This is a genomic window from Rhodococcus sp. 2H158 (assembly GCF_053764755.1).
Genome location: NZ_JBSNCE010000036.1, coordinates 34,142 through 59,195, shown reverse-complemented (window position 1 = coordinate 59,195; position 25,054 = coordinate 34,142). Strand labels below are relative to the sequence as shown.

Annotated in this window: 18 protein-coding genes; 13 read left to right on the top strand and 5 right to left on the bottom strand. The window is 70.9% G+C overall.

Annotated features, from left to right (window positions below):
• Positions 1 to 169: 169 nt before the first annotated feature.
• The 4 genes from ACWPOB_RS25735 to ACWPOB_RS25720 all read left to right on the top strand — a co-directional run bounded on the left by ACWPOB_RS25735 (position 170) and on the right by ACWPOB_RS25720 (position 6,990).
• The gene (locus ACWPOB_RS25735) at positions 170 to 2,638 is read left to right on the top strand and encodes a LuxR C-terminal-related transcriptional regulator (protein WP_455402555.1); all 2,469 of its coding nucleotides are present in this window, start codon (positions 170 to 172) and stop codon (positions 2,636 to 2,638) included.
• Positions 2,629 to 4,137 (top strand): hypothetical protein, encoded by a 1,509-nt coding sequence (locus tag ACWPOB_RS25730; RefSeq protein WP_455402554.1) that lies wholly within the window; start codon positions 2,629 to 2,631, stop codon positions 4,135 to 4,137. Before ACWPOB_RS25735 ends, ACWPOB_RS25730 begins: the two co-directional genes overlap by 10 nt.
• Positions 4,138 to 4,229: 92 nt before the next feature.
• Positions 4,230 to 5,558 carry a S1 family peptidase gene (locus ACWPOB_RS25725; RefSeq protein WP_100059097.1) on the top strand — a complete coding sequence of 443 codons (1,329 nt, stop codon included), beginning with the start codon at positions 4,230 to 4,232 and terminating at the stop codon, positions 5,556 to 5,558.
• Positions 5,559 to 5,688: 130 nt separating this feature from the next.
• Positions 5,689 to 6,990: a S1 family peptidase gene (locus ACWPOB_RS25720; protein WP_100058150.1), complete on the top strand. Its 1,302-nt coding sequence runs from the start codon at positions 5,689 to 5,691 to the stop codon at positions 6,988 to 6,990.
• 376 nt (positions 6,991 to 7,366) lie between these two features.
• Here the strand turns inward: ACWPOB_RS25720 and ACWPOB_RS25715 are convergent, their stop codons facing one another.
• Positions 7,367 to 8,062 (bottom strand): ammonium transporter, encoded by a 696-nt coding sequence (locus ACWPOB_RS25715; RefSeq protein WP_455402553.1) that lies wholly within the window; start codon positions 8,060 to 8,062, stop codon positions 7,367 to 7,369.
• Between the two features lie 483 nt (positions 8,063 to 8,545).
• Between ACWPOB_RS25715 and ACWPOB_RS25710 the strand changes: the two genes are divergently transcribed.
• The 3 genes from ACWPOB_RS25710 (at position 8,546) to ACWPOB_RS25700 (ending at position 12,710) form a co-directional block, all read left to right on the top strand.
• Positions 8,546 to 11,881 carry a (Fe-S)-binding protein gene (locus ACWPOB_RS25710; protein ID WP_455402552.1) on the top strand — a complete coding sequence of 1,112 codons (3,336 nt, stop codon included), beginning with the start codon at positions 8,546 to 8,548 and terminating at the stop codon, positions 11,879 to 11,881.
• Between the two features lie 203 nt (positions 11,882 to 12,084).
• Entirely contained in the window at positions 12,085 to 12,333 is a 249-nt protein-coding gene (locus tag ACWPOB_RS25705; RefSeq protein WP_100056881.1) for a type II toxin-antitoxin system Phd/YefM family antitoxin, read from the top strand.
• Complete coding sequence (locus tag ACWPOB_RS25700; RefSeq protein ID WP_455402551.1) at positions 12,219 to 12,710, top strand: PIN domain-containing protein; 492 nt, start codon at positions 12,219 to 12,221, stop codon at positions 12,708 to 12,710. The genes ACWPOB_RS25705 and ACWPOB_RS25700 overlap by 115 nt, the downstream gene beginning before the upstream one ends.
• Positions 12,711 to 13,074: 364 nt before the next feature.
• On the opposite strand, the gene ACWPOB_RS25695 is transcribed toward ACWPOB_RS25700, so the two are convergent.
• Both ACWPOB_RS25695 and ACWPOB_RS25690 read right to left on the bottom strand, forming a co-directional pair.
• Positions 13,075 to 14,226: an alkane 1-monooxygenase gene (locus ACWPOB_RS25695; protein WP_455402550.1), complete on the bottom strand. Its 1,152-nt coding sequence runs from the start codon at positions 14,224 to 14,226 to the stop codon at positions 13,075 to 13,077.
• A gap of 196 nt (positions 14,227 to 14,422) precedes the next feature.
• Entirely contained in the window at positions 14,423 to 14,626 is a 204-nt protein-coding gene (locus ACWPOB_RS25690; RefSeq protein WP_003938894.1) for a cold-shock protein, read from the bottom strand.
• 146 nt (positions 14,627 to 14,772) lie between these two features.
• On the opposite strand from ACWPOB_RS25690, the gene ACWPOB_RS25685 reads away from it, so the two are divergent.
• From ACWPOB_RS25685 to ACWPOB_RS25660, 6 genes are all read left to right on the top strand, one after another.
• On the top strand, positions 14,773 to 16,038 hold the full coding sequence (locus ACWPOB_RS25685; protein ID WP_455402549.1) for a pyridoxal phosphate-dependent aminotransferase: 1,266 nt from the start codon (positions 14,773 to 14,775) through the stop codon (positions 16,036 to 16,038).
• Positions 16,039 to 16,347: 309 nt separating this feature from the next.
• Complete coding sequence (locus ACWPOB_RS25680; RefSeq protein WP_455402548.1) at positions 16,348 to 17,682, top strand: YibE/F family protein; 1,335 nt, start codon at positions 16,348 to 16,350, stop codon at positions 17,680 to 17,682.
• A gap of 115 nt (positions 17,683 to 17,797) precedes the next feature.
• Positions 17,798 to 19,060 (top strand): PP2C family protein-serine/threonine phosphatase, encoded by a 1,263-nt coding sequence (locus ACWPOB_RS25675; RefSeq protein WP_455402547.1) that lies wholly within the window; start codon positions 17,798 to 17,800, stop codon positions 19,058 to 19,060.
• 11 nt (positions 19,061 to 19,071) lie between these two features.
• A complete protein-coding gene (locus ACWPOB_RS25670) occupies positions 19,072 to 20,724 on the top strand; it encodes a sensor histidine kinase (protein ID WP_455402559.1) in 1,653 nt (550 codons plus the stop codon).
• On the top strand, positions 20,721 to 21,161 hold the full coding sequence (locus tag ACWPOB_RS25665; RefSeq protein WP_100056882.1) for a response regulator: 441 nt from the start codon (positions 20,721 to 20,723) through the stop codon (positions 21,159 to 21,161). The genes ACWPOB_RS25670 and ACWPOB_RS25665 overlap by 4 nt, the downstream gene beginning before the upstream one ends.
• A 389-nt stretch (positions 21,162 to 21,550) precedes the next feature.
• Entirely contained in the window at positions 21,551 to 22,981 is a 1,431-nt protein-coding gene (locus ACWPOB_RS25660; RefSeq protein ID WP_455402546.1) for a DUF1254 domain-containing protein, read from the top strand.
• An 84-nt stretch (positions 22,982 to 23,065) separates the two neighbouring features.
• Here the strand turns inward: ACWPOB_RS25660 and ACWPOB_RS25655 are convergent, their stop codons facing one another.
• Complete coding sequence (locus tag ACWPOB_RS25655; protein ID WP_100056884.1) at positions 23,066 to 23,491, bottom strand: ATP-binding protein; 426 nt, start codon at positions 23,489 to 23,491, stop codon at positions 23,066 to 23,068.
• Between the two features lie 68 nt (positions 23,492 to 23,559).
• Entirely contained in the window at positions 23,560 to 24,984 is a 1,425-nt protein-coding gene (locus ACWPOB_RS25650) for a chaperone protein (protein WP_455402545.1), read from the bottom strand.
• Positions 24,985 to 25,054 lie beyond the last annotated feature (70 nt).

Below are 25,054 nucleotides of genomic sequence, written 5' to 3'. Positions count from 1 at the left end.
GTCCACGAACTACGGCTCGCAGGTCGGTGACGCGCTCGGCGGTGCCGGTCAGGGTGCCGGCGCGGTCCTCGACGGCACCGGCAACGCGGTCGGCGGCGTCGTCGACGGGGTCGGTGGTGCCGTCGGTGGCGTCGTCGACGGCGTCGGCGGACTCCTCGGCAACTGACCCATGCCGCAGCCCACCCCCCTGCCGCGCGACGTCGCGCACGCCGTCGCCGCGACCCCGCCGCGGCTGCTGCTCACCGGTCCCGCCGGCAGCGGCAAGTCCGCGTTGCTGTCCTCGGTGCGGCAGACGCTCGCCGGCCGGGGCCTCACCGTCGGAACCGATCCGCGTTCCCCCGCGCCGGCGGCGCTGGTGGTCGACGACGCGCACACCCTGCCCGCCGAATCGGTCCTCGCGCTCGCCGAGCAGGTGCGGCGCGGTGAGCGGCCGGTGGTCGTCGCGACGGAGCCGCGGCCGCACCGCGGCGATCTGCGCGCGCTGCTGTCCGCGTTCGGCGCGCACTCGGCACTGATCGAAGTGCGCCCCCTCAGCCCGCGCGAAATAGCCGGTCGCGCAGCAACTCTCGGCCTCACCCCGCGTCCGGAACCGATTCGCGCGGTGCACCGGCTGACCGGCGGTGCCCGCGACGTCGTAGACGCGGCCCTCGCGGCGTTGCGCGACGGCACCGATCCCCGTCGGGCCGCCGCGGCCCGAGTTCGCGACCGCCTCGGCGGCGGGGACCCCGACCTGCCCCGGGTACTGGTCCTCGCCGGCCTCGGCGGCACCCTCGACCCGCTCGAGGTCGCCACCGTCCTCGGCGTCGACGCGGACCGCGCCCGCGAGCTCGTCGACGCCGCGCGGGCCAGCGGCCTGCTCACCGTCGACGGCGACGTCCCGATCCCCGCGGCCGCCGCGGTGCCCGCCACCGTCCTCGGGACCCACGCCGTCCGCACGCTCGCGCACCGGCTGGCGGCGCTGCGTCTCGACGCGGGGCTGCTGACCGCGGACGCCGCCCGGGCTCTCGCCGAGGCCGGGGTGGCCGACGCCCGCCTCGCCGCCCTTCTCGTGACGCTCGCCGACGCGGCCGAGCCCGCGCAGGCCCGCACGCTGTACGACGCGGCGATCCGCGCCGGCGCCGACGCCGACGCGCTGGACGTGCGCCGCGCCGAGGCCGCCGGGCTCGCCGGCGACCTCGCCACCGCCGGACAGCTCACCGACCGTCTGCTCGACCGGGCCGCTGCCCTGCCCGCCGGCGAGCTGGCCGCCGCCACCCGCATCGCCGCGACCGTCGCCGCGCGTCGCGGCATGCTCGGCCGCAGCGCGGATCTGTACGAGTGGCTCGGCCCCGAACGAGCCGGCGCCGACGCGCCCGTCGCGGCGACGGTGCTGCTCGCCGCGGGCCGCCCGGGCACCGCCGCCCGGTTCGGCACAGAGGCGGCGGCGCCGACGTCGTCCGCGGCGGCCGCGCAGCTGCTGGCCGCGGGCCTGCGCGAGTCCGTCGGCGGCGACGGGCGCGTCGCGATGAACACCCTCACGCGGGCCCTGTCGGTGCACGGGGCGGCCGACCGGACGCGGCTGCTGCCGGACACCCCGGAGGCGATCACCGCGCTGCTGTGCCTGCACTCCGGCGAACTCGCCCACGCCGGCGCCGTGCTCGGCCGCGCCACCGCGGCGCCTTCCGTGCGGCACCGCCTGCTCGCGGCGTGGACGGCGCTGATCGGCGGCGACCTGCCGGCCGCAACGGCTGCCGCCGACGAGCTCGCTCCCCACGCCACCGAGCAGCGGGACCTGCTGTTCCTGCACGGGCTGCGGGTGGGCCTGGCCCGCCGCGGCGGCGACGTCGGCGCGCTGACCGCCGCCTGGACCGCGGCGCAGGGCGTGGTGGCCGAGTACTCGGTGGACCTGCTGAGCCTGCTGCCGCTCGGCGAGTTGTGGCTCGCCGCGGTCCGGCTCGGCGAGGCCGACCGCATCGCCCACCTGGTCGGTCAGGCCCAGGATCTCCTGACGACCCTCGACGAACCGCCGCTGTGGGGCGCGACGCTGCACTGGTACGGGGTGCAGGCGGCCATCGCCGCGGACCGGCCCGCGGAGCTGCTGCCGCACGCCCGGGCCCTCGGGGCGGCGGCGGAGACCACCGCCTACGCGGCCGCCCTGGCCCGGGCCGGGCACGCCTGGCTGCGGGTGCTGCAGGGCGATGCCGACCCCACGCGGGTGCAGGCGGCCGCGGAATCGCTCGCCGCGATCGGCCTGCCGTGGGACGGGGCGCGACTGGCCGGCGAGGCCGCGCTGCGCGTCGACGACACGACGACGGCGACGGCATTGCTCCAGGTCGCGCGGACCGTGCGGCACCCCTCGGCTGCGCCGCGCACCGCCGCGCCCACGCCCGCGGCCGACGCCCCGGCGGCGCCGAGTCCCCTGTCGGACCGGGAGGCGGAGGTCGCCGATCTCGTCGTCGCCGGCCTGACCTACCGCGAAGTAGGGTCGCGCCTGTACATTTCCGCGAAGACTGTCGAACATCACGTCGCGCGCATCCGGCGGCGGCTCGGCGCCGGCTCGCGATCGGAGCTCATCTCGATGCTCCGTGCGCTCGGGCACGGCGCCGAGGTTCGGCAACCGGCAACCAGTGGGAACGGGGGGATTTCTGCATGTCCGTAGGCGTGGGCCTGAGAGTCGGCACCATCGTGTCTGCCGTGGCCGTCACCTCCGCCGAGGGCATCCGTCCCGATCCCGAGCCGGTCGAACGCTTCACCCGTCTGCACCTGCACTCCGACGGCACGGCAACGCTCGGCGTCCGTGACCCCGGCGCCGCCGACGAGTGCAGCTCCTTCTCCGGCTTCGTCGAGCGGGTGGGCGAACCGGCCGGGGTGCGCGCCGAGGACGGCGCCCTCTCCCGCGCGGAGGACCTCGTCGCGACCGCGATGGAATGCCTGCTCGCCGACGCCGCACCCCTGGTCGGCGACGCCGAGGCGACCGTCGCCGCCGCACATCCCACCGAATGGTCGCTGGCGACCGTGGCGGTGCTGCGCAACGCCCTCGACTACGTCGGGCTGCGGCACGTCACCCTGATCTCCGACGCCGAGGCCGTCGCGGCCTGGTTCGAGGCCCGGGTCGCACAGCAGAGCGGCCGGCTCGTCGCCGTCTATCACCTCGACGCCGGCGGATCGACGGTGACGCTCGTGCGGTCCGGTGTCGCCGCGGGCCGCTCGTTCCGTTACCCCGAAGGGGACGCCCCGTCGGTGCCCGCGCAGCTGTCGGCCGCGCTCGGCGCGTTCGGCTGGCTCGTCAGCAACCTCGACGCCGTCGTGATCAGCACCGAGGAACCGGTGGACCCGTCGGCGGCGCAACTCGTCGCGCAGACCGTAAAGGCCGGTATGGGCGTGCGGTGCGTGCTGCCGCCGCAGCCGCAGCACGCGGTGGTGCGGGGCGCGGCGCTCGCCGCCGCGGCCGGTTCCGCGGACATGCTCGGCGCCACCCGGATCATGCCGGCGGTCCGCACCGGCGCCGCGGCGCGCACCCAGCTCGACCCCGTCGCCCCCGTCGAGCCGCCCGTCGAGGCCGCCGCCCCCGCCGCGGCGACCGGCACTGTCGCGGCGACCGCCACCGAGGCGGCCGCGGTGCCCGGCGGCCCGGACCGGGCCCCGCACAACCGGCTGGTCGTCGGCGGCGCCGTCGCGGCGGCCGTCGCGCTGCTCGTCGGGATGGGCGCCCTGGTGTTCTCGCTGCGAGACGCTCCCGCGGACACACCCGTCCGGGAGGCGGGCGCCGCCTACGAGTCGCTGTCGAGCGCGGTGCAGGTGCCCCCGAACACCGGCACCCCCACCGGTACCACCACCACGACCGCCCCGGACGCGGCACCGGACACCGTCGACTCCGGGCTCGTGGCGGTCACCCCCGCCCCCGGCACCGCCGCCGAGGCCGCGCCGCCGACCACGTCGGCCCGGGCCACGACGTCCCGACCGGCGGCCCCCTCCACCACCACCACGCGGTCGACCACGGTCGAACCGACCCCGAGCGAGGCCACCCGCGAACGGGACCGGCCCACCCGGACGACGACCACCACGACCGTCGCGCCGACCGGGACGTCCACGTCGACGCCCCCCGAAACCACGGAACCGGACCCAACGGACACGACCGGTTCCGAGGCGGCAGGGTGACCCTCCCCGTCCCGTACGCTGTCACACGGTTGTGTCCGCTTCCGCGACACGACCGCGCACGAAACCCGTCAACCCATTCTCGAAGGGCCCCCATGCGTCACTCGTCGGCGTCGCGCGCCGCTGCTCGTACCACCGTCCGCCGTGTCGTCGTCGCTGCGGCGTCGGCACTGCTGCTGGCCGGGCCGCTCGCTGCGACCGCCCACGCCGCCCCGGCCGATCAGCTGCCCACGGATCAGCTGCCCGCCGAACTCGTCGAGGCCATCAGCCGCGACCTGAAGATCAGCGCCGACGAGTACCTCGAGCGATCCGACCGCGCGCAGGAACTCGCGGACTACGCGCGCAGCTTCCGCGCCGAACGGCCGGAGGACTTCGCGGGGGCATGGCTGGGCACCGACGGTCAGCCCGTCGTCGCGGTCACCAACCCCGACGCCGCCCGGCAGGCCGAGAACGACGGCTACCACGTCACCGTCGCGCCGGTGTCCGCGGACGGGCTCGAGCGGTCCCTCGCCGAGCTGAACCGCTGGGTCGCCGCGCTGCCCCGCGAACTGGCCTCCCAGGTGAACTCGACGTCGATCGACGTGTTCAACAACCGCCTGATCGTCGACATCGCCAACAGCCCGGCCGGCCGCGCCCTCAACCTGCCGACGCTCATCGCCAACGTCCAGGTCATGCTCACCCCGGGCCAGCCGCCGAACGAGCCCGGCCCGCTCGGTGGCGACACCTACATCACCGCCGACGGTGACGTCCGCTCGACGCCGCTCGACCGCATCGGCGTCTGCTCGTTCGGCTTCAACGCCGTCGACGCCGACGGATCGGCCGCCAACATCACCGCCGGCCACTGCGACGCGGTCGCCCGCGAGGACGGCGGCTCCACCGTCTACCTGCCCAACCGGGAGAACATCGACGAGAGCCTGAAGATCGGCGCGTTCACCCGCTCGACCGTCGGCGAGGGCAGCACCCTGGACTACGGCATCATCGGCCTCGACCAGGCGGGCGAGGACGTCGGCCTGAACCGGCCCGTGATCCGCGGCGGCAACGGCTCGACGCTGACCGTCACCGGCACCGCCGCGCCCGTCGCCGGCGCCCCGGTGTGCAAGTCCGGACAGTCGTCGTACTTCACGTGCGGCATCGTCGCCGCCGACCGGATCGAGACCCAGCTGGTCCGCGCCGACGGTACGAGCACCACGATCCGCGGCTTCGCGACCACCGCCTGCACCCTCTCCGGCGACAGCGGCGGCGCCATCGTCACCGGCACCCTCGCGCTCGGGGTAATCAGCGGTTCCAACAGCTCCGGCGCCCCCGATTGCGTGGAGGCCAACCTCGTCCTCGCGCCGCAGGGTGGCACGTCCAGCCTGGGCATCGCGATCCGGGACATCGAGGCCGAAACCGGCGCGCGGGTGCGCACCGGCGCCGCGGCCTGACCGGTCCCGCGCCACGCCGCGCGGCTGGGTGTTCGCGCGGCCGACCCCATATGATCGTCCCGTCCAGCACCGGCCCGCCCGGGGCCGGCATCTTCGCGCACCGTCGCGGAGATCAACGAGGAAGGCATCCATGCGACGCTCCTTCGCCCGTCGAGCAGCGGTATACGGTTCGGCAGCGCTCATGCTGCTCGGCCCCGCCGCCGCCATCGCCCAGGCCGACCCGGCCCCGATCGAGGCGACGGCGCTGCCGAACGAACTCGTGGAGGCGCTGGCCCGGGACCTGCAGATGAGCCCGGAGCGGTACCTGACGGATGCTGCCCGCAGCCAGGAGCTGGCCCGCTTCGCCGAATCGGCGCGGGAGGAGTTCGCTGCCGTGTTCTCCGGCGTGTGGCTCGAGCGGGACGGCACGCCGAAGGTGGGGCTGACCGAGGGCGAGGGTTACGACGCGGCCCGCGAGGCCGCCGAGGACGCCGGATTCACCGTCGAGGACACCGACCGCACCGAGACGCAGCTGCGCGACGAACTGAAGGCGCTGAACGACTGGCTGGCCACCCAGCCGCCCGCCGTCGCCGACCTGGTGCGCGGCGTCGCCATCGACGTCGTGAACAACGACGTCGTGCTGCGCACCGAGAACGTCGCCGGGATTCAGCTGCCCGACTTCCTGCAGGGTGCCCGGGTGCTGTTCGCGCCCGCGCCGCTCGTTCCGGAGCCGGCCGCCGGTGACCTGCGGCCCGTCGCCGACCTCGCCGCCCCGACGGCCCTGTTCGGCGGGGACGCCTACGCCGCGCTCGGCGCCGGCGAGGGCCTGCGCTGCTCGCTCGGCTTCAACGCCGTCGACGGCTCGGACCGCCCGGTCAACATCACCGCCGGGCACTGCGACCCGAACCGGCCGTCCGCCGGCACCCAGTTCGCGTCGAAGGTGTACCAGCTGCTCGGTGAGGAGCTCGGCCAGCAGCTCGGCACCTTCGAGAAGACCAGCCTGGACGGCCGCGACTACGCCGTGATCCGGCCCACCGCCGAGGCCCAGGGCCGGTTCGAGAACAACGGTGTGCGGGTGCCGCTGGCGGCGCCGCTGCCGATCACCGGCGTCGCCGAGCCCGTCGTCGGCGCGCCCGCGTGCAAGTCCGGCGTCCGCTCGGGCTACAGCTGCGGTGTCGTGACCGCCGCGGGCCAGACCGTCGAGGTCGGCCACCGCGTGCTGGAGAACGGCTTCTCCACCAACCTGTGCGCCCTGCAGGGCGACAGCGGCGGCACGATCGTCACCGGCACCCTGGCCCTGGGCATCTCCAGCGCCTCCAACGTCGGCCAGTACGGCATGTGCGAGATCGCCGGCGTGGTCAGCGGCCTGCTGGGCGAGTCGCCGGAGTTGTTCGCGACGCCGATCTCCGCGGTCCTCGCCGAGAACCCCGGGCTGCGCGTGCGCACCTGGTGATCGTCGCGCCCTGAGAGCTCCACGAGGGCCCGCCTCCGACCGGAGGCGGGCCCTCGTGCTGTGCGGCGTGTCGCGCCGAGCGAGACGACGGGAAACCAGCCGCCCGGTTTAGGATCCTGAGGGTCCCGAGGTCCGGCCACGGAGCGTGCTCCGCGGCCGGACCGTCGCATATCCCGGCGTCCGTTGACGACCGGTTCGACGAAAAGGTGAGTGACCGGTGTCAACAGATCTGTTGCTGGTCGGGGTCGATATCGTGGGCTACGCCGTCGAGATCGTGGTGCATCTCTTCCGGTTGATCACGCTCAACTCCTGAGACCTGGAAAACAGCTGCGGCCCCCCGCCGAGATGGCGAGGGGCCGCAGCTGAATTCTTAGGACTACTCAGCCCACTGTGTGGTGCCCGGAGGCGCAGTGAGGGTCTGGATCAGGCCGATGCCGGCGATAACCAGGGTGGGACCACCGGCAGCGATGGTGCCGACGACACTACCAATACCGAAGCCAGCAGCACACGCCGGCAACGCGCCGACCGCGAGAGTAAGCAGTCCGACAGGAATACCGGCAACGAGGCACCCGATGATGCCGCCCGTCAACCCACCGACCGCGGAGGCGATGCCGAGCTGGGAGGCAAAGTTCTGCTGAGCCTTGAGGTTCTCCTCGGGCGACGCGACGTCGCTCAGCTTAAGGCTGACCGGACTGAGGCCCGGAGCGACCTTGTCCTCGGGCGCAACCGGCGTCAGCTTGTCCTCGGCAACGACCGGCGTCAGGGTGAGGGTCTTGCCGTCCTCGCTGATCTCCCGCTCGAAGGGCAGCTGGAGGTCGCCGAGCTGGATGGCCAGCGGCAGGCTCACGACCGCGTTGCCGTCGCCGTCCTGCAGCTCGACGCTCTTGCCGTCGCCGGACACGGCGAACGAGCCGGCGTCGATGACGGTGACGACGGAGTCGCCCTCCGCCTTGGTCTCGTAGTTGATCTTCTCCGGTGCCGTGACCGCCGGTGCGGCGTAGGACGTGCCGGCGGTGACGCCGACGGCAGCGATGGTCATCGCCGCGACGGCGGCGAGCTTCCTGAACTTCATTCGATTCCGTTCTGTGACTTCGGCGCACGCCCCCGACGGACGCCCCCCAAGTTCTGACACCAATATGCCCCTGCGCACCGTAGGCCCTGATCGCGGGTGCGCGAAGCACATCTCGCGCAGCATCATAACCGACATCACACGGATCCTCGCGTCCGGAATGTACCGAATCCGTTGCCACTCCGTTGCCGGACTCACGAGTACGTATGCCGAAGCGTGACCAGCTACCGCACGTTAGGTTTGCCTGACTCAATGAGTCGAAAGGTTTAACGCTTAACGTGAGCGGACACTCACGCTACGGCGCGATGCGGCAATTCGGCCGCCCCCCACGCGGTCGACCTCTGCTCAGCACCGCGCCGCAGCACCGCGAGACTAGACTACCGGCCGGTAACTTCCTATAGCTACCGGCTGGTAACTTAGTTCGGGTTAGGATGCGTGGGCTTATACCAGGCGGCGCGCTGCCGCCCCCGACACGAAAGGCCACCTATGAATGCCCTGACGATCACGTTGGGCACGATCGGCGTGCTGCTCAGTCTGGTGTGCTGGTACTCGTTCATCGGTGGCGCGATGAAGATGGTCAACGTCGTCCGGATCGGCCAGCCGGCTCCGGATCGGTGGCGGCCGTTCTTCCCGCGCTTCAAGCAGATGCTCGTCGAGTTCGTCGCACACACCCGGATGAGTAAGTTCCGCACCGTGGGCTGGGCCCACTGGCTGGTGATGGTCGGCTTCATGCTCGGCGCGATCGTCTGGTTCGAGGCCTACGGCCAGACCTTCGACCCGACGTTCCACTGGCCGCTGATCGGCAACACCGCCGTCTATCACCTGATCGACGAACTGCTCGGCCTCGGAACCGTGATCGGAATCACGGCGCTGATCATCATCCGGCAGCTGAACCACCCGCGGAAGCCCGCGCGGCTCTCGCGCTTCGCCGGCTCCGACTTCCGGGCCGCGTACTTCGTCGAGACCGTCGTCCTCATCGAGGGCCTCGGCATGATCTTCGTCAAGGCCGGCAAGATCGCGACCTACGGCCACGCCAACCCGTGGACCGACTTCTTCACGATGAACCTCGCCAAGCTGCTGCCGGCGAGCGCCGTGATGGTGTCGATCTTCGCGTTCGTCAAGCTGATGTCCGGCATGATCTGGCTGTACGTCGTCGGCCGCAACATCACATGGGGTGTCGCCTGGCACCGCTTCGCCGCGTTCTTCAACATCTACTTCAAGCGCGAGGACGACGGTGGCGTCGCCCTCGGCGCCGCGAAGCCGATGACGTCGAAGGGCAAGGCCATCGACATGGAGACGGCCGATCCGGACACCGACACCTTCGGTGCCGGACAGATCGAGGACTTCTCCTGGAAGGGCTGGCTCGACTTCACCACGTGCACCGAGTGCGGTCGCTGCCAGTCGCAGTGCCCGGCCTGGAACACCGGTAAGCCGCTGTCGCCCAAGCTGGTCATCACCTCGCTGCGCGACCACGGCTACGCCAAGGCGCCCTACCTGCTCGCCGGTGGCCGCAAGGACCTCGGCGGCGACGAGGTCGGCCTGGTCGACACCGAGGGCAACGCGGACGAGGCCAAGCTCGGGAAGATCCCGGCCGCAGCCCTGGCCGAGGCCGATCGCAAGCTCGTCGGCGAGACCGTCGAGGGCGAGCTCGCGCCCGTCATCGACACGGAGACGCTGTGGAGCTGCACCAACTGCGGCGCCTGCGTCGAGCAGTGCCCGGTGGACATCGAGCACGTCGACCACATCATCGACATGCGCCGCTACCAGGTGCTCATCGAGTCCGACTTCCCGTCCGAGCTCGCGGGTCTGTTCAAGAACCTCGAGAACAAGGGCAACCCCTGGGGCCAGAACGCCAAGGACCGGCTCAACTGGATCTCCGAGCTGGACTTCGACGTTCCGGTGTTCGGCCAGGACGCGGACAGCTTCGCCGACTACGAGTACCTGTTCTGGGTCGGCTGCGCCGGCGCCTACGAGGACCGGGCCAAGAAGACCACGAAGGCCGTCGCCGAGCTGCTCGCGACCGCCGGCGTGAAGTTCATGGTTCTCGGTGCCGAGGAGACCTGCACCGGTGACTCGGCCCGTCGCGCGGGCAACGAGTTCCTGTTCCAGCAGCTCGCGATGCAGAACATCGAGACCCTGAACTCGGTGTTCGAGGGCGTCGAGGACTCCAAGCGCAAGATCGTCGTCACCTGCGCGCACTGCTTCAACGCGCTCAACAACGAGTACCCCCAGGTCGGCGGGAACTACGAGGTCGTGCACCACACCCAGCTGCTGAACCGCCTGGTGCGGCAGAAGAAGCTGGTGCCGGTGGCGTCGGTGAGCCAGGACGTGACCTATCACGACCCGTGCTTCCTCGGCCGCCACAACAAGGTGTACGACGCACCGCGTGAGCTGATGGCTGCGTCCGGCGCGAAGCTCACCGAGATGCCGCGGCACGGCGAACGGTCCATGTGCTGTGGTGCCGGTGGTGCCCGCATGTGGATGGAAGAGAAGATCGGCAAGCGGATCAACATCGACCGCGTCGACGAGGCACTGTCGACGAATCCGTCGAAGATCGCCACCGGCTGCCCGTTCTGCCGCGTCATGCTCAACGACGGTGTCACCGCGCGTCAGGAGAAGGGCGAAGGCGAGGGTGTCGAGGTCGTCGACGTCGCCCAACTCATGCTCGACTCCATCACCCGTCTCGAGCCCGCGACGCTCAGCGAGAACATCAAGGTGATCCCGCGTGAGCGGCCCGTCGCGGAACCGGTGGCGACCGCCGGCACCCAGGAGGCCGCCGTGGCCTCGGAGGCGACCGCCGAGACGGTGGAGAAGGAGCGCGTCGAGGAGATCGAGGAGGCGGCCGCGATCCCGGCGGCCCCCAAGACGGCCCCGGCCGGCGGCCTGCAGATGAAGGGCGCCGCCAAGGCTCCCGGCGCGAAGCCGGGCGGGCTGCAGATGAAGGGCGGCCTGAAGGCTCCGGGCGCGAAGGCTCCCGCAGCCGGCGACGGTGCCGCAGCGGAGGCTCCCGCTGCCCCGGCCGCCAAGCCGGGCGGACTGCAGATGAAGGGCGGCCTGAAGGCCCCGGGCGCTAAAAAGGCCGCCCCGGCTGCCGCCGCTCCCGCTGCCGAATCCGCTCCGGCCGAGGCACCGGCGGCCCCGAAGGCCAAGCCGGGCGGACTGCAGATGAAGGGCGGGCTCAAGGCCCCGGGCGCCAAGAAGACGGCTCCGGCCGCGGCCGCACCGGCCGCCGAGGCACCGGCCACGGAGGCACCCGCCACGGCACCGGCCGCCGAGGCACCCGCCACGCCCTCGGTTCCGAAGGCCAAGCCGGGCGGACTGCAGATGAAGGGCGGGCTCAAGGCCCCGGGCGCCAAGAAGACGGCTCCGGCCGCTCCGGCACCTGCCACGGAGGCCCCCGCGACGGCACCGGTTGCCGAGGCACCGGCCGTCACGGCACCGGCCGCCGAGGCACCCGCCCCGGAGGCTCCGGCGGCTCCCGAGCCGCCGAAGGCGAAGCCGGGCGGCCTGGCATTCAAGGGCGGAGCGAAGGCTCCCGGCGCCCGCAAGGCCGCCGCGCCGAAGCCTCCGGCGGAGAAGCCCGAGCCTCCGGCGGAGAAGCCCGAGGCCCCCGCGGAGGCACCGGAACCGGCGCACGCACCCCCGGGTGAGGCGCCCGATCCGGATGCACCGCCGGAGAAGGCACCGGCACCCGAGGCGCCGTCGACCAACGGCACGGAGGCCTCGTCGACCAACGGCGCCGAGGCACCGGCCCCGCCGCAGGCCAAGCCGGGAGCGCTGGGCTTCAGGTCCGGCGCCAAGGCCCCCGGCCGGCGCGGGTAGCACCCACGGCGACGCCCCTCACCCGCTCGGGTGGGGGGCGTCGCCGTTTCCCGGAGCAGACATCCCCCTCGAGGTCTTCCTCGAGACAGGACGAGGTTTCACCGCCGCCGAACGCCTGCACTGCCACAAGAACAACCGCCAGTCCGCATGGTTTTCCGCTCATAGCCCAACAATCCGAAGTAGCATTAGTGCTACCATCGGGTATGGAGAGTCTGGGGTTGAAGGAACTGCGCCAGCATGCCAGTGACTACGTCAAACGTGCCGAAGCTGGGGAGACGATGCTGATCACGGTCGCCGGCCGGCCGAGCGCGATCCTCGGCCCGGCCGGGCGGAAGACGTGGCGCGCCTTCGACGAGGTCGCCGACGTCTTTCGGACGGACACGGATCCGACGTGGGAGGCCGACCGCAACCTGATCGACGACCCGATCGCGGACCCCTGGGCTCCCCGGTGAGAACGGTACTCGATACGAGCATCCTGATCGCGAACGATGTCCCGCCCATCGATGGGGAGGTCGCGATCAGTGCCGTGAGCCTGGCGGAACTACACTTCGGACTCCTGGTCGCGACCACCGCGGAACAGCGAGCGCAGCGGTTGCAGCGGCTGATCGCCGTGGAACGCACATTCGAACCCCTACCCGTCGACGCAGGTGTCGCTCGAAGTTACGGGCAGCTGGCCGCAGCCGTGCGAGCGTACGGCCGTAAACCCCAGCCCAGAGCCCTCGATCTGATGATCGCCGCCACCGCACACGCGAACAACGCCAGACTCGTCACCCGCAACATCGGCGATCTCCGCGGCATCGAACACTTGCTGGGTATCGACACAATCTGAGGACAACCTGCGATCGATGTCGGTTGCCGTTGCTGGGACTCGCTCAGTTGGCCGGCACGGGCGGCTTCGCGCGGTGTACGCATGCCGAGTCGCCGCGCAATCTCCGACGGTGCGGTGTGTTCGCAGCGGGCCAGGGTATGGAGTCCGGCAAGGTCCACGGCGCCCGGATCGGTTCGGCCGATCCAGCACGGCCGCGGCCGTGGTCACCGCGACGGCCCGTCGCGATCGCCCCGCCGGCCGCCGACAGCTCCGATCGTCGGAACGCTGTGGACGAACCGCCTGGTTGTGGACAGCCGAGCGTGCACCCGAAGCCGCGTCCCGACAACCGGATTCGACTGCCCCACCGGGTGCGAACACGCGGGTGTCAGCCGTGCCGGGCGAGCAGCTCCTCGCGGCGTTTGGGATCGAGGTTCACGCGCGAGACGTCACCGTCGTAGTGGTCGAGCAGGCGCGGGTCCATCACCTTGCGCCACAACGGCGGAACGAACGACAGCAGGATCATGACGGCGTAGCCGGCGGGCAGCTGCGGCGCCTCCTCCATCGTGCGCAGCGTCTGGTAGCGCCGCAGCGGATTGGCGTGGTGGTCGCTGTGCCGCTGCAGGTGGTAGAGGAACAGGTTGCTGCAGCTGTGGTCGCTGTTCCAGCTGTGCCGCGGCGCGACGCGCTCGTACGTGCCGTTCGGACGCGTGCCGCGCAGCAGACCGTAGTGCTCGAGGTAGTTGGCGGCCTCGAGGAACATCACGGCCAGCACGGCCTGCACCACCAGCCAGGGCGCGACGGACCATCCGAAGACCGCGATCAGCCCGGCGTACAACACGACGGTCAGGGCCCAGGCGTTCAGGACGTTGTTGCGCGGGCTCCACCAGGGCAGCCCGCGACGGGCCAGGCGCTCACGTTCGTACCGCCAGCCGGACCGGAGGCCGCCGAACACCGAGCGCGGCAGGAACTCCCAGTACGTCTCGCCGAACCGCGCCGTCGCGGCGTCCTCCGGGGTGGCGACCCGCAGATGGTGACCGTGGTTGTGTTCGACGAAGAAGTGCCCGTAGCCCGACTGGGCGAGGGCGATCTTGGCGAGCCGGCGTTCGAGGTCGGTGCGCTTGTGCCCGAGTTCGTGCGCGGCGTTGATGCCGACGCCGCCGACCACGCCGACGGTGGCGGCCATCGCGAACCGCTCGGGCCAGCCCATCGGCGCGACGGTCCACACCCAGCAGGCGAAGACGAGGCCCGCGTACTGCAGCGGCAGGTACAGGTAGGTGCACCAGCGGTAGTACCGGTCCTCCTCCAGGTCGCGCATGACCTCTTCCGGCGGGTTGGCCTTGTCGACGCCGTTGAACCGGTCGACGAGCGGGACGATCACCGCGATCAACAGCGCACCGGACGCCCAGAAGACCCCGAGGTGCAGGTACTCGACGAGCAGCCACGCGACGAACGGGCTCAGCGGGACGGCGAGCCCGCACAGCCACAGGTACCGTTTGCGGTCCTTCCAGCGCGCCCCCGCGGTCCCGTCCCCCACCATGTACACCAACCCCCTGGTTGTCTCGCCCGTCCCCCGAACATCACGGTTCTTACATCCCATATGTCCGCAACGCGCCGGGATGTTACCGAATGGTAGGACAAACGAGACGAACCACCCACGAAGTTGTGACCGGTCCGAATACAGCGACGGCGCCGCACCGTAGGTGCAGCGCCGTCGAACCGTCGGGACGACCCGCTCAGATGGGACGGACCCCCTGGGCCTGCGGGCCCTTCTGTCCCTGCCCGATCTCGAACTCGACCCGGGCACCTTCGTCCAGCGACTTGAAGCCGGAGCCCTGAATCTCCGAGTAGTGGACGAACACGTCGGGTCCACCGCCGTCCTGCTCGATGAAGCCGAAACCCTTTTCGGCGTTGAACCACTTCACAGTTCCCTGTGCCATACCGTGCGACTCCTCAATCCACCCGCGCGTCACCCCGACGCAACGGTCACAAGTGGTCATGATTGCACTTTTCGGGCCGATCGTCGCGGTGGACGCGTCGATGCAGGCGAAATCCGCCTGAAACCCGGTTGCGGCCGGGTGGCACCATGGACGCCGTGAGTACAGGAGAACAGGGCCACCTTCATCACCGCATCACCCGCAAGCTCGAGCAGTCGGCGAAGCTGCAGAACGTGCTGTACGAGATCCGGGGGCCGGTGCACGCGCACGCCGCGCGGCTCGAGGCGGAGGGGCACCGCATCCTGAAGCTCAACATCGGCAACCCGGCGCCGTTCGGGTTCGAGGCACCCGAGACGATCGTGCAGGACATGATCGCGGCGCTGCCCAACGCCCAGGGCTACTCGGAGTCGAAGGGCATCGCGTCGGCGCGCCGGGCCATCGTCACCCGTTACGAGCTCGTGCCGGGCTTCCCGAAGCTCGACATCAACGACGTCTATCTCGGCAACGGCGTCTCCGAGCTGATCACGATGACGATGCAGGCCCTGCTCGACGACGGCGACGAGGTGCTGATCCCGGCGCCGGACTACCCGCTGTGGACGGCGATGACGTCCCTGGCCGGCGGTACGCCGGTGCACTACCTGTGCGACGAGTCCAACGACTGGAATCCCGACATCGAGGACATCGAGTCGAAGATCACGGAGAAGACCAAGGCCCTGTTGGTCATCAACCCGAACAACCCGACGGGTGCCGTGTACTCGCTCGAGGTGCTCGAACAGCTGGTGCAGCTGGCCCGCAAGTACCAGCTGCTGCTGCTCGCCGACGAGATCTACGACAAGATCCTCTACGACGACGCCAAGCACATCTCCCTGGCCACCCTCGCGCCCGACCTGCTGTGCCTGACCTACAACGGCCTGTCGAAGGCCTACCGGGTCGCCGGGTACCGGTCGGGCTGGATGACGATCACCGGCCCCAAGGACCATGCCGGCGGGTTCCTCGAGGGCATCGACCTGCTCGCCTCGACCCGTCTGTGCCCCAACGTGCCGGCCCAGCACGCGATCCAGGTGGCGCTCGGCGGGCATCAGAGCATCGAGGACCTGATCCTGCCCGGTGGCCGGCTGCTCGAGCAGCGCGACGTCGCGTGGGAGCGCCTGAACTCGATTCCCGGCGTCAGCTGCATCAAGCCGCGCGGCGCCCTGTACGCCTTCCCGCGCCTCGATCCGGAGGTGTACGAAATCCACGACGACGAGAAGCTGGTCCAGGACCTGCTGCTGCAGGAGAAGATCCTGATGGTGCAGGGCACCGGCTTCAACTGGCCGGATCCGGACCATCTGCGGATCGTGACGCTGCCGTGGGCGCGCGACCTGGCAGTGGCCATCGAACGCTTCGGCAACTTCCTGTCCAGCTACAAGCAGTGACCGTCGGCGCGACACGCCCGGGATGCACGACACGCCGACCGTTGTCGAAAGTATATGTTGCGACGAACGGACGGCGTCACCGCAGGCAGAGCCGCCGACTGCCCCCGGAAACGAGCGTGCGGCCGGACCCCGGTGAGGACCGACACACTGTAGGCACTACCCCGGGGGCCGACAGAACCATTACGTTTGTCTACGGCACCTCAGCGTGCTGGGCTCCCTGATCATCGCCATCCCCCCTGTGCGAGATCAGGTCGAAGGTGGCGGGGACACCCCCCCTGCTCCCCGCCACCACCAGCCCTTGTCCCCCGGATGCGGCCGGGCTTCCGCGATGCGACCTCGCCGCGATCTCGTCGTTACCCTGATGCGGTGACTCGCGCAGAGCCCCCCGGCCACGGACACGGACACGGCCACTTCTCCGGGCCGATCCCGGTCGGACCCACCGCCGCGAAGGTCGTCGTCGGACTCCTCGTCGCGATCGGCGTCGCCGTGTTCGCCGGCGCCGTCGCGCTGTGGCCCAGCGGGCAGGCGGTCGACATCCCGGCCCCGTTCCAGACCACCGGCGGCGGAGCCGTCGTCACCGAGGCCGGCACCGTCGTCGAGCAGGACATCGGCCCGTGCGGGAGCAGTTCGGCCGGCCGCCCGTTCACCGGCGACCCCGTCCCCCCCGCGACCGACGCCTACCAGTGCCAGCGCAGCATCGTCACCATCGATTCGGGCCCCAACGAGGGCACCCGCACCCTGCTCGAGATCGGGCCCGGCCCGGGGCAGCCGGACCTGCGCGTCGGCGAGGAGATCCGGCTGGTGCGGCAGGTCGACCCGTCCGGCGCCACCCAGTACTCGTTCTACGACTACTCCCGCGGGCTTCCCCTCGCGCTGATCATCACGGCGTTCGTCGTGGTCATCGTGGCCGTGGCCCGGTGGCGTGGCCTGCGCGCCCTGATCGGCCTGCTGGTCGCGTTCGGGGTGCTCGTGGTGTTCATGCTCCCCGCGCTGCTCGACGGCAAACCCGCCGTGCCCGTCGCGCTGGTCGGCGGCGCGATCATCCTCTACGCCGTGCTCTATCTCGCGCACGGGGTGAATCTGCGCACCAGCTCGGCCCTGCTGGGCACCCTCGCGTCGATGCTGCTCGCCGCCCTGCTCTCGTACCTCGCGATCTGGATGACACACCTGACCGGGCTGTCCGAGGAACAGAACACCGACGTGCAGCTGTACCTCGAGCAGGTCAGCATCACCGGCCTGCTCCTCGCCGGCTTCATCATCGGTTCGCTCGGCGTCCTCAACGACGTGACCATCACCCAGGCGGCGTCGGCGTTCGAGCTGGCGGCGCTCGATCCCACGGCCTCTCGCCGGAAGGTGTTCTCCTCCGCGATGCGGGTCGGCCGCGACCACATCGCCAGCACCGTCTACACCCTCGTACTGGCGTACGCCGGTGGCGCCCTGCCCCTGCTGCTGCTCTTCAGCGTCGCCGGCCGGTCCATCTCGGACGTGCTCACCGGCGACGCCGTCGCCATCGAGGTGGTGCGGGCGTGTGTGGGCGGCATCGCGCTGGCCCTGTCCGTCCCGCTCACCACCGGCATCGCCGCGCTGCTGGCCCGGCCCGGCGCCCAGGAGCCCGTCGCCCACAAGGGCCGCCATGCCCGGTGACCGGTTCGTCGGCCGCGGGCGACGGGGGGCGGGTGAACGATAGGTATTCTTCCTCTGTTGTCGTCCGGAGCGAGGGAACCGGGATCACGGCACGCGAGATCGAAGGGCAGGGGCCATGTTCTCCGAGCAGCACGGGCCTGCCGGCGCACCACCAGGAAGCAGCAGCAAAGGTACATCGGTCGCCCTGGACACCGACTGGAACCGGGAGGAGCCGTCGGTCCTCCTGATCGAGGACGACGCCGGCGACGCACTCATCGTCGAGGAACTGGTGGCGGACAGCGCGCAGGGCATGCGCCTGGAATGGGTCCAGACCATGGCCGCGGCTCGCGCGGAGCTGGCCGGCGGACTGCCCGACTGCATCCTGCTGGACCTGCATCTGCCCGACGCGCAGGGCATGGACGCGCTGGCCCGGGTGCAGCAGTACGCCGCCGGCGTTCCGGTCGTGGTGCTCACCGGTCTCGCCGAGGAGCAGACGGGGCTGGCGGCGGTGACCGCCGGCGCTCAGGACTATCTCGTCAAGGGCCGGGTGGAGCCGGACATGTTCGGCCGGACCGTGCGCTACGCGATCCAGCGCAAGCAGGCCGAGCATGCCGCCGTCGCGTTGCAGGCCAGCCGGCTGCAGGCGCGCGAGAACGCCCGCCTCGAACGCGGCCTGCTGCCGTCGCCGATGCTGCGCGGCACGGGCGACGTGGACGTCGTGGCCCGCTACCGGCCCGGGCGCGAGCAGTCCCTGCTCGGCGGCGACTTCTACGACGTCGTGCAGACCGAGGACGGCACGGTGCACGTGCTCATCGGCGACGTCAGCGGGCACGGTCCCGACGAGGCGGCACTCGGGGTGAGCCTTCGGATCGCGTGGCGCACCCTCGTGGTCACCGGCGTCACCGGTGTCGCGCAGTTGCAGAAACTCGAGCGGATCATGGTCGCCGAACGGGCGAACGAACGGCACTTCGCCACCCTCACCAGCCTCGCCATGTCGCCGGACCGGCGCCGGGTGCAGGTGATGCGCGCCGGGCATCCGGGTCTGCTGCTGCACAGTTCCCGGGGCGTGGACTGGGTGGAGGCACCCGGCGGACCCGCCCTCGGACTGCTGCCCGGTGTCTCGACGTGGCCCGTGCACGAGCTGGAACTGCCGCCAGGCGGCGGCATCATGATGTTCACCGACGGGCTGTTCGAAGGCCGGATCGGCGACGGCGGCGAACGCCTCGGCGAGGAGGGCCTGCTGCGGCTGGCCCGCGAGGAGGGCCACTTGGCGCCCGAGGCGTTCGTCGACACCCTGATCGACCGGGCCGAGGCGCTGGCGGAGAGTCACGGAGGACTCGCCGACGACGTGGCCGTGGTACACGTGCGCTGGAGCGAGAAGGTGACGGAACAGTCATGAGAGACCCGTCGATGCCCGAACCCAAGGTCGAGCGGGTGCGCTCGCGGCTGACGGTCCAGAGCTGGTTCCAGGTCGCCTTCGCGGTCCTCGCCGTGTTCGTCGTCGTCGGCACGGCGGTCGGCGGGTATTTCATCCAGCGCACGGCCCAGATCACGGACGAACTGGTCGACCAGATCCAGCCGGCCCGCGCCGAGGCGTACCGACTGCAGGCGGCGCTGCTGGATCAGGAGACCGGCGCCCGCGGCTACGCCGCCACCGCCGACGTCGAATTCCTCGAGCCGTACCTGACGGGCAAGCGGATCGAGCAGGAGGCCGCGGACCGGATGCGGGAGTTCACCGCCGGCCATCCGGAACTGCTCGCCGCCGTCGACGAGATCGAAGCGGCGGCGGCGGCGTGGCGCGCCGACTACGCCGACCCGCTCGTCGCGAGCGTCGTCCCCGGCGTCCCCGCACCCGTGGATCCCGCCAGCATCGAGCGGGGCCGGACCACGTTCGACGCCATGCGCACCCTCTTCGAGGCGCAGAACGCCGAACTCGTCCAGGCCCGCGCGGAGGGCTACGACAACCTCATCCACGCCCGGACGATCCGCAACTCCGTGCTCGTGGCGATGGTGGCGGGCTTCCTGCTCACCGGCCTGCTCATGGTGATCCTCGTGCACAACCTCGTCGCCATGCCGCTGGTCAGCCTGCGCGCGGCGACGCGGCGCGTCGTCGCGGACGGCAACTTCGACCAGCACATCCGGCCCCAGGGCCCGAAGGACATCCGGGCCCTGGCACAGGACGTCGAAGCCATGCGCGGACGCATCGTGTTCGCGCTCGCGGCCGCCCATACTCAGCACCAGCGACTCGCCAGCCAGAAGGCGGACCTCGACGCCCAGGCCGAGGAACTGCGCCGCTCCAACGCCGAGCTCGAGCAGTTCGCCTACGTCGCCTCGCACGACCTGCAGGAGCCGCTTCGCAAGGTCGCCTCCTTCTGCCAGCTGCTCGAGAAGCGTTACGGCGACAAGCTCGACGAACGGGGCACCCAGTACATCGCGTTCGCCGTCGACGGCGCCAAGCGCATGCAGGTCCTCATCAACGACCTGCTGGCGTTCTCCCGCGTCGGCCGGGTCAACGACGCCCACGTGCGCGTCGACCTGGATCAGCCGCTGGACAAGGCACTGGCCAACCTCGCCGCCGCCGTCGACGAGTCCGAGGCGCGCATCGAGCGGCCCGAGCAGCTCCCCGAGATCACGGGCGATCCGACCCTGCTGACGATGCTCTGGCAGAATCTGCTGGGCAACGCGATCAAGTTCCGCCACCCCGACCGCGCACCCGTCGTGCGGATCACGTGCGACCGGATCGACGGTGAGGACGACGGTGACCGGGCGGGCGCCGGCCGCTGGCAGCTGTGCGTCACGGACAACGGCATCGGCATCGACAAGGAGTTCGCCGAGAAGGTGTTCATCATCTTCCAGCGCCTCCACGGCCGCGACGTCTACACCGGCACCGGCATCGGCCTGGCGGTGTGCAAGAAGATCGTCGAGTACCACGGTGGCAGGATCTGGATCGACACCGAGCACACCGGAGGCACCCGGTTCTGCTTCACCGTCCCCGCCCTGCCCGAGGCAGAACCCGAAGAGCACGCCCCGGCCGACACCGATCTCGAAGGAGCCCCCGCATGACCCCCGCAGAGCCCATCGACGTCCTACTGGTCGAAGACGACCCGGGCGACGAGCTGATGACCCGCGAGGCCTTCGAGGACAACAAGATCGGCAACGAGCTGCACGTGGTCCGCGACGGCGAGGAGGCGCTGGACTTCCTGTACCAGCGCGGCGCGCACACCGGAGCGCCGCGTCCCGACCTGATTCTGCTCGACCTCAACCTGCCCAAGTACGACGGGCGCCAGGTCCTCGAGAAGATCAAGTCCGACCCGGACCTGTCCGACATCCCGGTCGTGGTGCTGACCACCTCGGCCGCCGAGGAGGACATCCTGCGCAGCTATCGGCTGCACGCCAACGCGTACGTCACCAAGCCGGTGGACCTCGACCAATTCATCGGGGCGGTCCGGCAGATCGACGAGTTCTTCGTCCAGGTGGTGCGGCTGCCCCGCCGCCGGTAACCATCGGCGTCGACTGCGGTATCCGTCGACGAATACCGCCGCCGCCAGTGCTCTGCAAATGTGTTCCTTTGTGTCTTGAGACAATTGGGCAGATATTTTTGACGACCGATCGGGACGGCCGCGTCTTCGCCGGTTCCCAGGCAATGGATCGCTCGGCCACGGGCCACAGGTCCCAGTTGCACTTGCTCTTTGTCCGTTCGATTCAGGGCCTACGTCTCTGGCCGCCCCGGGTCCACGGAAGCAGCCTTGCTGGATCCAGTGTGATGCCCTTATCTTGCAGAGAGGACGCAGAAGCCACCAACTGCCCGGCCTACTCCTTTCGTGACCTTCGACAGAAGTCGCGCAACACGGTGATCCGGTCCTGAGCGCCGGCCGGGGAAGGAGTGATCATGCTGGGTCGGTCTTCCGGCGGGATTTCCGACGAGGGTCCTCGCGCGGTGGGGATCCCTGATGTCGTCGAGACGGACCTGGGGACATTCCGATTCGACGACGGTGTCCCGGACCTGGACACGATGGCGTTGTGCTGGGATCGTCTCGACCTGCTGCGCGGCGTCGACGTGTTCCTGAACGCGGTTCCCGGCGCGTCGCTCGCGGCCGCACGTGCCGCGTTCCCGTCGCTGGGAATCCACACGTCGCGGGACATGGCCGTGTGCCCGCGCATGGATTCGGTGCCCTACCTCCTGACAGCCAACACCGAGACGACCTATGGGTTCACTTTGCTCGACCTACGGGCCGACGGGCCGACGGTGATCGAGTGCCCGCCGATGTCGCTCGACGTGGTCGACGACTTCTGGTTCCGGTACGTGGCCGACCTGGGCAATGCCGGGCCCGACAAGGGGCAGGGCGGGAAGTACCTGTTCTTGCCGCCGGGCTACCAGGGCGAGGTCCCCGAGGGCTACTTCACCTACCGCTCGCGCACGTTCACCAACTTCCTGTTCGCCCGCAACCTCGGCGGGCTCGATGTCATCGAGCAGACCCGTATCTATCCGCTCGCCCAGGCCGGTGACCCGCCGGAGATGCGGTTCGTGAAAGCAGACGGCGTGCCGTACAACACCGTCCACTCGAACGACTTCTCGTTCTACGAAGAGGTCGACCAGATCGTCCAGGAAGAACCCGTCGACGCACTCGATCCCGAGCTTGCCGGTCAGCTGGCGGCGATCGGCATCATCAAGGGCCGGCCGTTCGCTCCCGATCAGCGGATGCGCGCAATCCTGTCTCAGGCGGCGCCGATCGGTGCGGCGATTGCGCGCACTCTCGCGTACCGGCCACGTGACCCGCAGTCCTACATCTACGGCCGGGACGTGTCGTCGTGGAAGACGGCCTTCGTGGGCGGAAGCTCCGAGTTCCTGCACGACGGTGTTCGCCTCCTGGATGCCCGTACGCTGTTCCACTACGTCGCCACCGTCGTCACGCCGGCGATGGCGACCCCGATGGTGGGAGTGGGCTCGCAGTACGCCTACACCGCCGAGGACGCCGAGGGCGAATGGCTGGACGGGGGCGGCACCTACCGGGTGCACCTGCCCGCCGGCATTCCCGTCAAGGACTTCTGGTCGTTGTGCGTCTACGACTGCCAGTCCCGCTCACTGCTGCAGACCGACAACCCGTACCCGTCGCTCAGCAGCAACACCGGGACGGTCGCAGCCAACGAAGACGGCTCGGTGGACGTCTACTTCGGACCCGCATCGCCGGCGGGCCGGGAGTCGAACTGGATCCAGACGGTCCCGGGGAAGTCCTGGTTCCTGATCCTGCGCCTCTACGGACCACTCCAGGCATGGTTCGACCGGACGTGGCAACCCGGCGAGGTCGAACCCCTCGGCTGACCGAGACCGGGGTCGGTCTCGACGCGAGAAGCCCGCCTCTACGCCTGAACGACCCGTCGATTCTCCGCTTTCGAAAAACAGGGCCTAGATGCTCCAGCGCATGGTGACGACGGTCCCGGTGTCGGCCGGGGCCACGGTCGCCGTGTCCGCCAGGGACTTGATCAGCGTGAGACCGTGCCCGCGCGAGCTGGTGCCCGGGTCGGTGTCGTTCGCGCGCCAGCTGCCCCGGTCGATGATGGCGACCTCGACCTGCCGGTCGCCCGGGATGAGCGTCGCCTCGAGGTCGAGGGTGCCCGACACACCGTCGCGGTAGGCGTGCTCGACGGCGTTGGCAAGGGCCTCGTAGCTGGCCAGCAGCACGTCGCGCGTCAGCTCTGGGCGCACGTGCACCGCGTCGAGCCAGCGCTCCAGGGCCCGCCGCAGCACGGTCAGCTGACCGGGCTCGGCGCGCACGCGCCGATAGGCCAGCGTGACCGAGTCGCACAGCGGGGTGTTCTGTGGCGAAAACATCGTCTGTACTCTAACCCGTCGCGCCGGGCGCCATCGGCCACGAGGGTCCCCGGCGGCGGAGGGGCCCGTCAGATCGGTAGCCGCAGCTCCGGCGGCACTTCGATCGTGGGCAGGGGCGGCAGCGGCGGCAGTGTCGGTACCGGGATGTTGAGCCCGGGAATCAGCGGCGGCGGCGGAGGGGTGGCCACCGGCGGGGGCGGCACTACCCGCTCCGTCGTGGACTCCTCGGTCGGCGGCACCGTGGTCGTCGTCGGCACCGGCGCCGGCGCGACGGCGGGCGCCGGCTGCGGGGTCCGCGGCGGCGTCGTCACGATCACCTCGGTCGGCCGGGGCTCCGACTCGTCGTCGCCGGCGAAGGTGTTCTGCGCGCCCAGCGCCAGCCCGATCATGGCCACCACGCCCAGGGCGGTGCCGGCCAGCCCGGCCCCGCTGATCTGGCGGCCCGACACGTGCGGGCCGCGCGCGGTCGCCGCCCGCTTCCACGCCGGCGTCCGCTCCGGCGTCCCGGCGTCGTCCACCGAGGCCGGCGCGGGTGTCTCGGTCCGCGCGAGCCGCTCGGTGCGCTGGGGCGCCACTCCGCGCGGCGGGACGATGCGTTCGGTCGCCCCCGGCGGGACGATCAGTTCGGTAACCGCCGACGGGGTGTGGCCCACGGCGACGGCGCGCAGGGCGCCGCCCTTGGCCAGGACGAGCTCGGGTTCGTGCGGCACCACGACGGGCAGCTTCATCCACGTCTCGAGCACCCGGCGCACCAGCCGGACATGGGCGCCGCCGCCGAGCAGCACGATCGTCTCGGGCCGGGCGCCGGACCGGTGCACGACGTCGCGCAGGAACCGCGCGGAACCCTCCACGAGCGGGGTGATCAGCGGGTCGAAGGTCTCGAGGGACATCAGGATCACGCCGGCGGTGCCCGGCACGGCGACGGCGTCGCTGCCGGACAGCTGTTCCTTCGCCGTGCGGCACTGGGCGACGAACTCCTCGTCCTCCGGGTCGTCGGGTCGCCACACGCCGTCCGAGCCGAGCTGGTGCAGGCGCACCGCCTCGTCGAACAGGCGGCCGGAGACGGTCCTGGTGCGTTCGGTGTGTACGGCGCCGGCGGTGCGGTCGACGACGGTGACGGTGAGACCGGAGGCGCCGAGGTCGTAGAGCACCGCGACGTCGCCGGTGAGCTCGCCGGTGGCCCGCAGGTAGGCCAGGGCCGCCTCGGACTCGCCGACGAGGGTGTAGCGGTCGAGTCCCTGCTCGGCCATCGCGGCGCGGAGCCGCTCGGCGTCGGCGCCGTCGCGGTACACCAGGCCCACCCGCTCGACGGTGTCGCCCGCAATGCCGGCCTGCACGAGCACGCCCACGGTCTGCGCCGCGAGCCGTGCCGGTTCGTCCTGCCTGGTCTCCACCACCTGGAACTGGTAGCCCGCGGCGGGCGCGGCCGGATCGATCGGACGAACGATCCGGACGGCACTCGTCCCTGCGGTCACCCCGAGAACCGAACTCATCAGCCGCCTTCTGATCGTGTTTTGCGCCGCACATCCACCCCCGGCGCATCCCGACCGCCCGATGGTACCG

Excerpts from the sequence above, each read along its gene's own strand:
- ACWPOB_RS25695 (WP_455402550.1), bottom strand. The coding sequence starts at position 14,226 with ATGGTGGGGGACGGGACCGCGGGGGCGCGCTGGAAGGACCGCAAACGG.
- ACWPOB_RS25725 (WP_100059097.1), top strand. The coding sequence starts at position 4,230 with ATGCGTCACTCGTCGGCGTCGCGCGCCGCTGCTCGTACCACCGTCCGC.
- ACWPOB_RS25730 (WP_455402554.1), top strand. The coding sequence starts at position 2,629 with ATGTCCGTAGGCGTGGGCCTGAGAGTCGGCACCATCGTGTCTGCCGTG.
- ACWPOB_RS25690 (WP_003938894.1), bottom strand. The coding sequence starts at position 14,626 with ATGGCACAGGGAACTGTGAAGTGGTTCAACGCCGAAAAGGGTTTCGGC.
- ACWPOB_RS25665 (WP_100056882.1), top strand. The coding sequence starts at position 20,721 with ATGACCCCCGCAGAGCCCATCGACGTCCTACTGGTCGAAGACGACCCG.
- ACWPOB_RS25670 (WP_455402559.1), top strand. The coding sequence starts at position 19,072 with ATGCCCGAACCCAAGGTCGAGCGGGTGCGCTCGCGGCTGACGGTCCAG.
- ACWPOB_RS25680 (WP_455402548.1), top strand. The coding sequence starts at position 16,348 with ATGCGGCCGGGCTTCCGCGATGCGACCTCGCCGCGATCTCGTCGTTAC.
- ACWPOB_RS25715 (WP_455402553.1), bottom strand. The coding sequence starts at position 8,062 with ATGAAGTTCAGGAAGCTCGCCGCCGTCGCGGCGATGACCATCGCTGCC.
- ACWPOB_RS25735 (WP_455402555.1), top strand. The coding sequence starts at position 170 with ATGCCGCAGCCCACCCCCCTGCCGCGCGACGTCGCGCACGCCGTCGCC.
- ACWPOB_RS25710 (WP_455402552.1), top strand. The coding sequence starts at position 8,546 with ATGAATGCCCTGACGATCACGTTGGGCACGATCGGCGTGCTGCTCAGT.
- ACWPOB_RS25720 (WP_100058150.1), top strand. The coding sequence starts at position 5,689 with ATGCGACGCTCCTTCGCCCGTCGAGCAGCGGTATACGGTTCGGCAGCG.
- ACWPOB_RS25660 (WP_455402546.1), top strand. The coding sequence starts at position 21,551 with ATGCTGGGTCGGTCTTCCGGCGGGATTTCCGACGAGGGTCCTCGCGCG.
- ACWPOB_RS25655 (WP_100056884.1), bottom strand. The coding sequence starts at position 23,491 with ATGTTTTCGCCACAGAACACCCCGCTGTGCGACTCGGTCACGCTGGCC.
- ACWPOB_RS25705 (WP_100056881.1), top strand. The coding sequence starts at position 12,085 with ATGGAGAGTCTGGGGTTGAAGGAACTGCGCCAGCATGCCAGTGACTAC.
- ACWPOB_RS25685 (WP_455402549.1), top strand. The coding sequence starts at position 14,773 with ATGGACGCCGTGAGTACAGGAGAACAGGGCCACCTTCATCACCGCATC.
- ACWPOB_RS25675 (WP_455402547.1), top strand. The coding sequence starts at position 17,798 with ATGTTCTCCGAGCAGCACGGGCCTGCCGGCGCACCACCAGGAAGCAGC.
- ACWPOB_RS25650 (WP_455402545.1), bottom strand. The coding sequence starts at position 24,984 with ATGAGTTCGGTTCTCGGGGTGACCGCAGGGACGAGTGCCGTCCGGATC.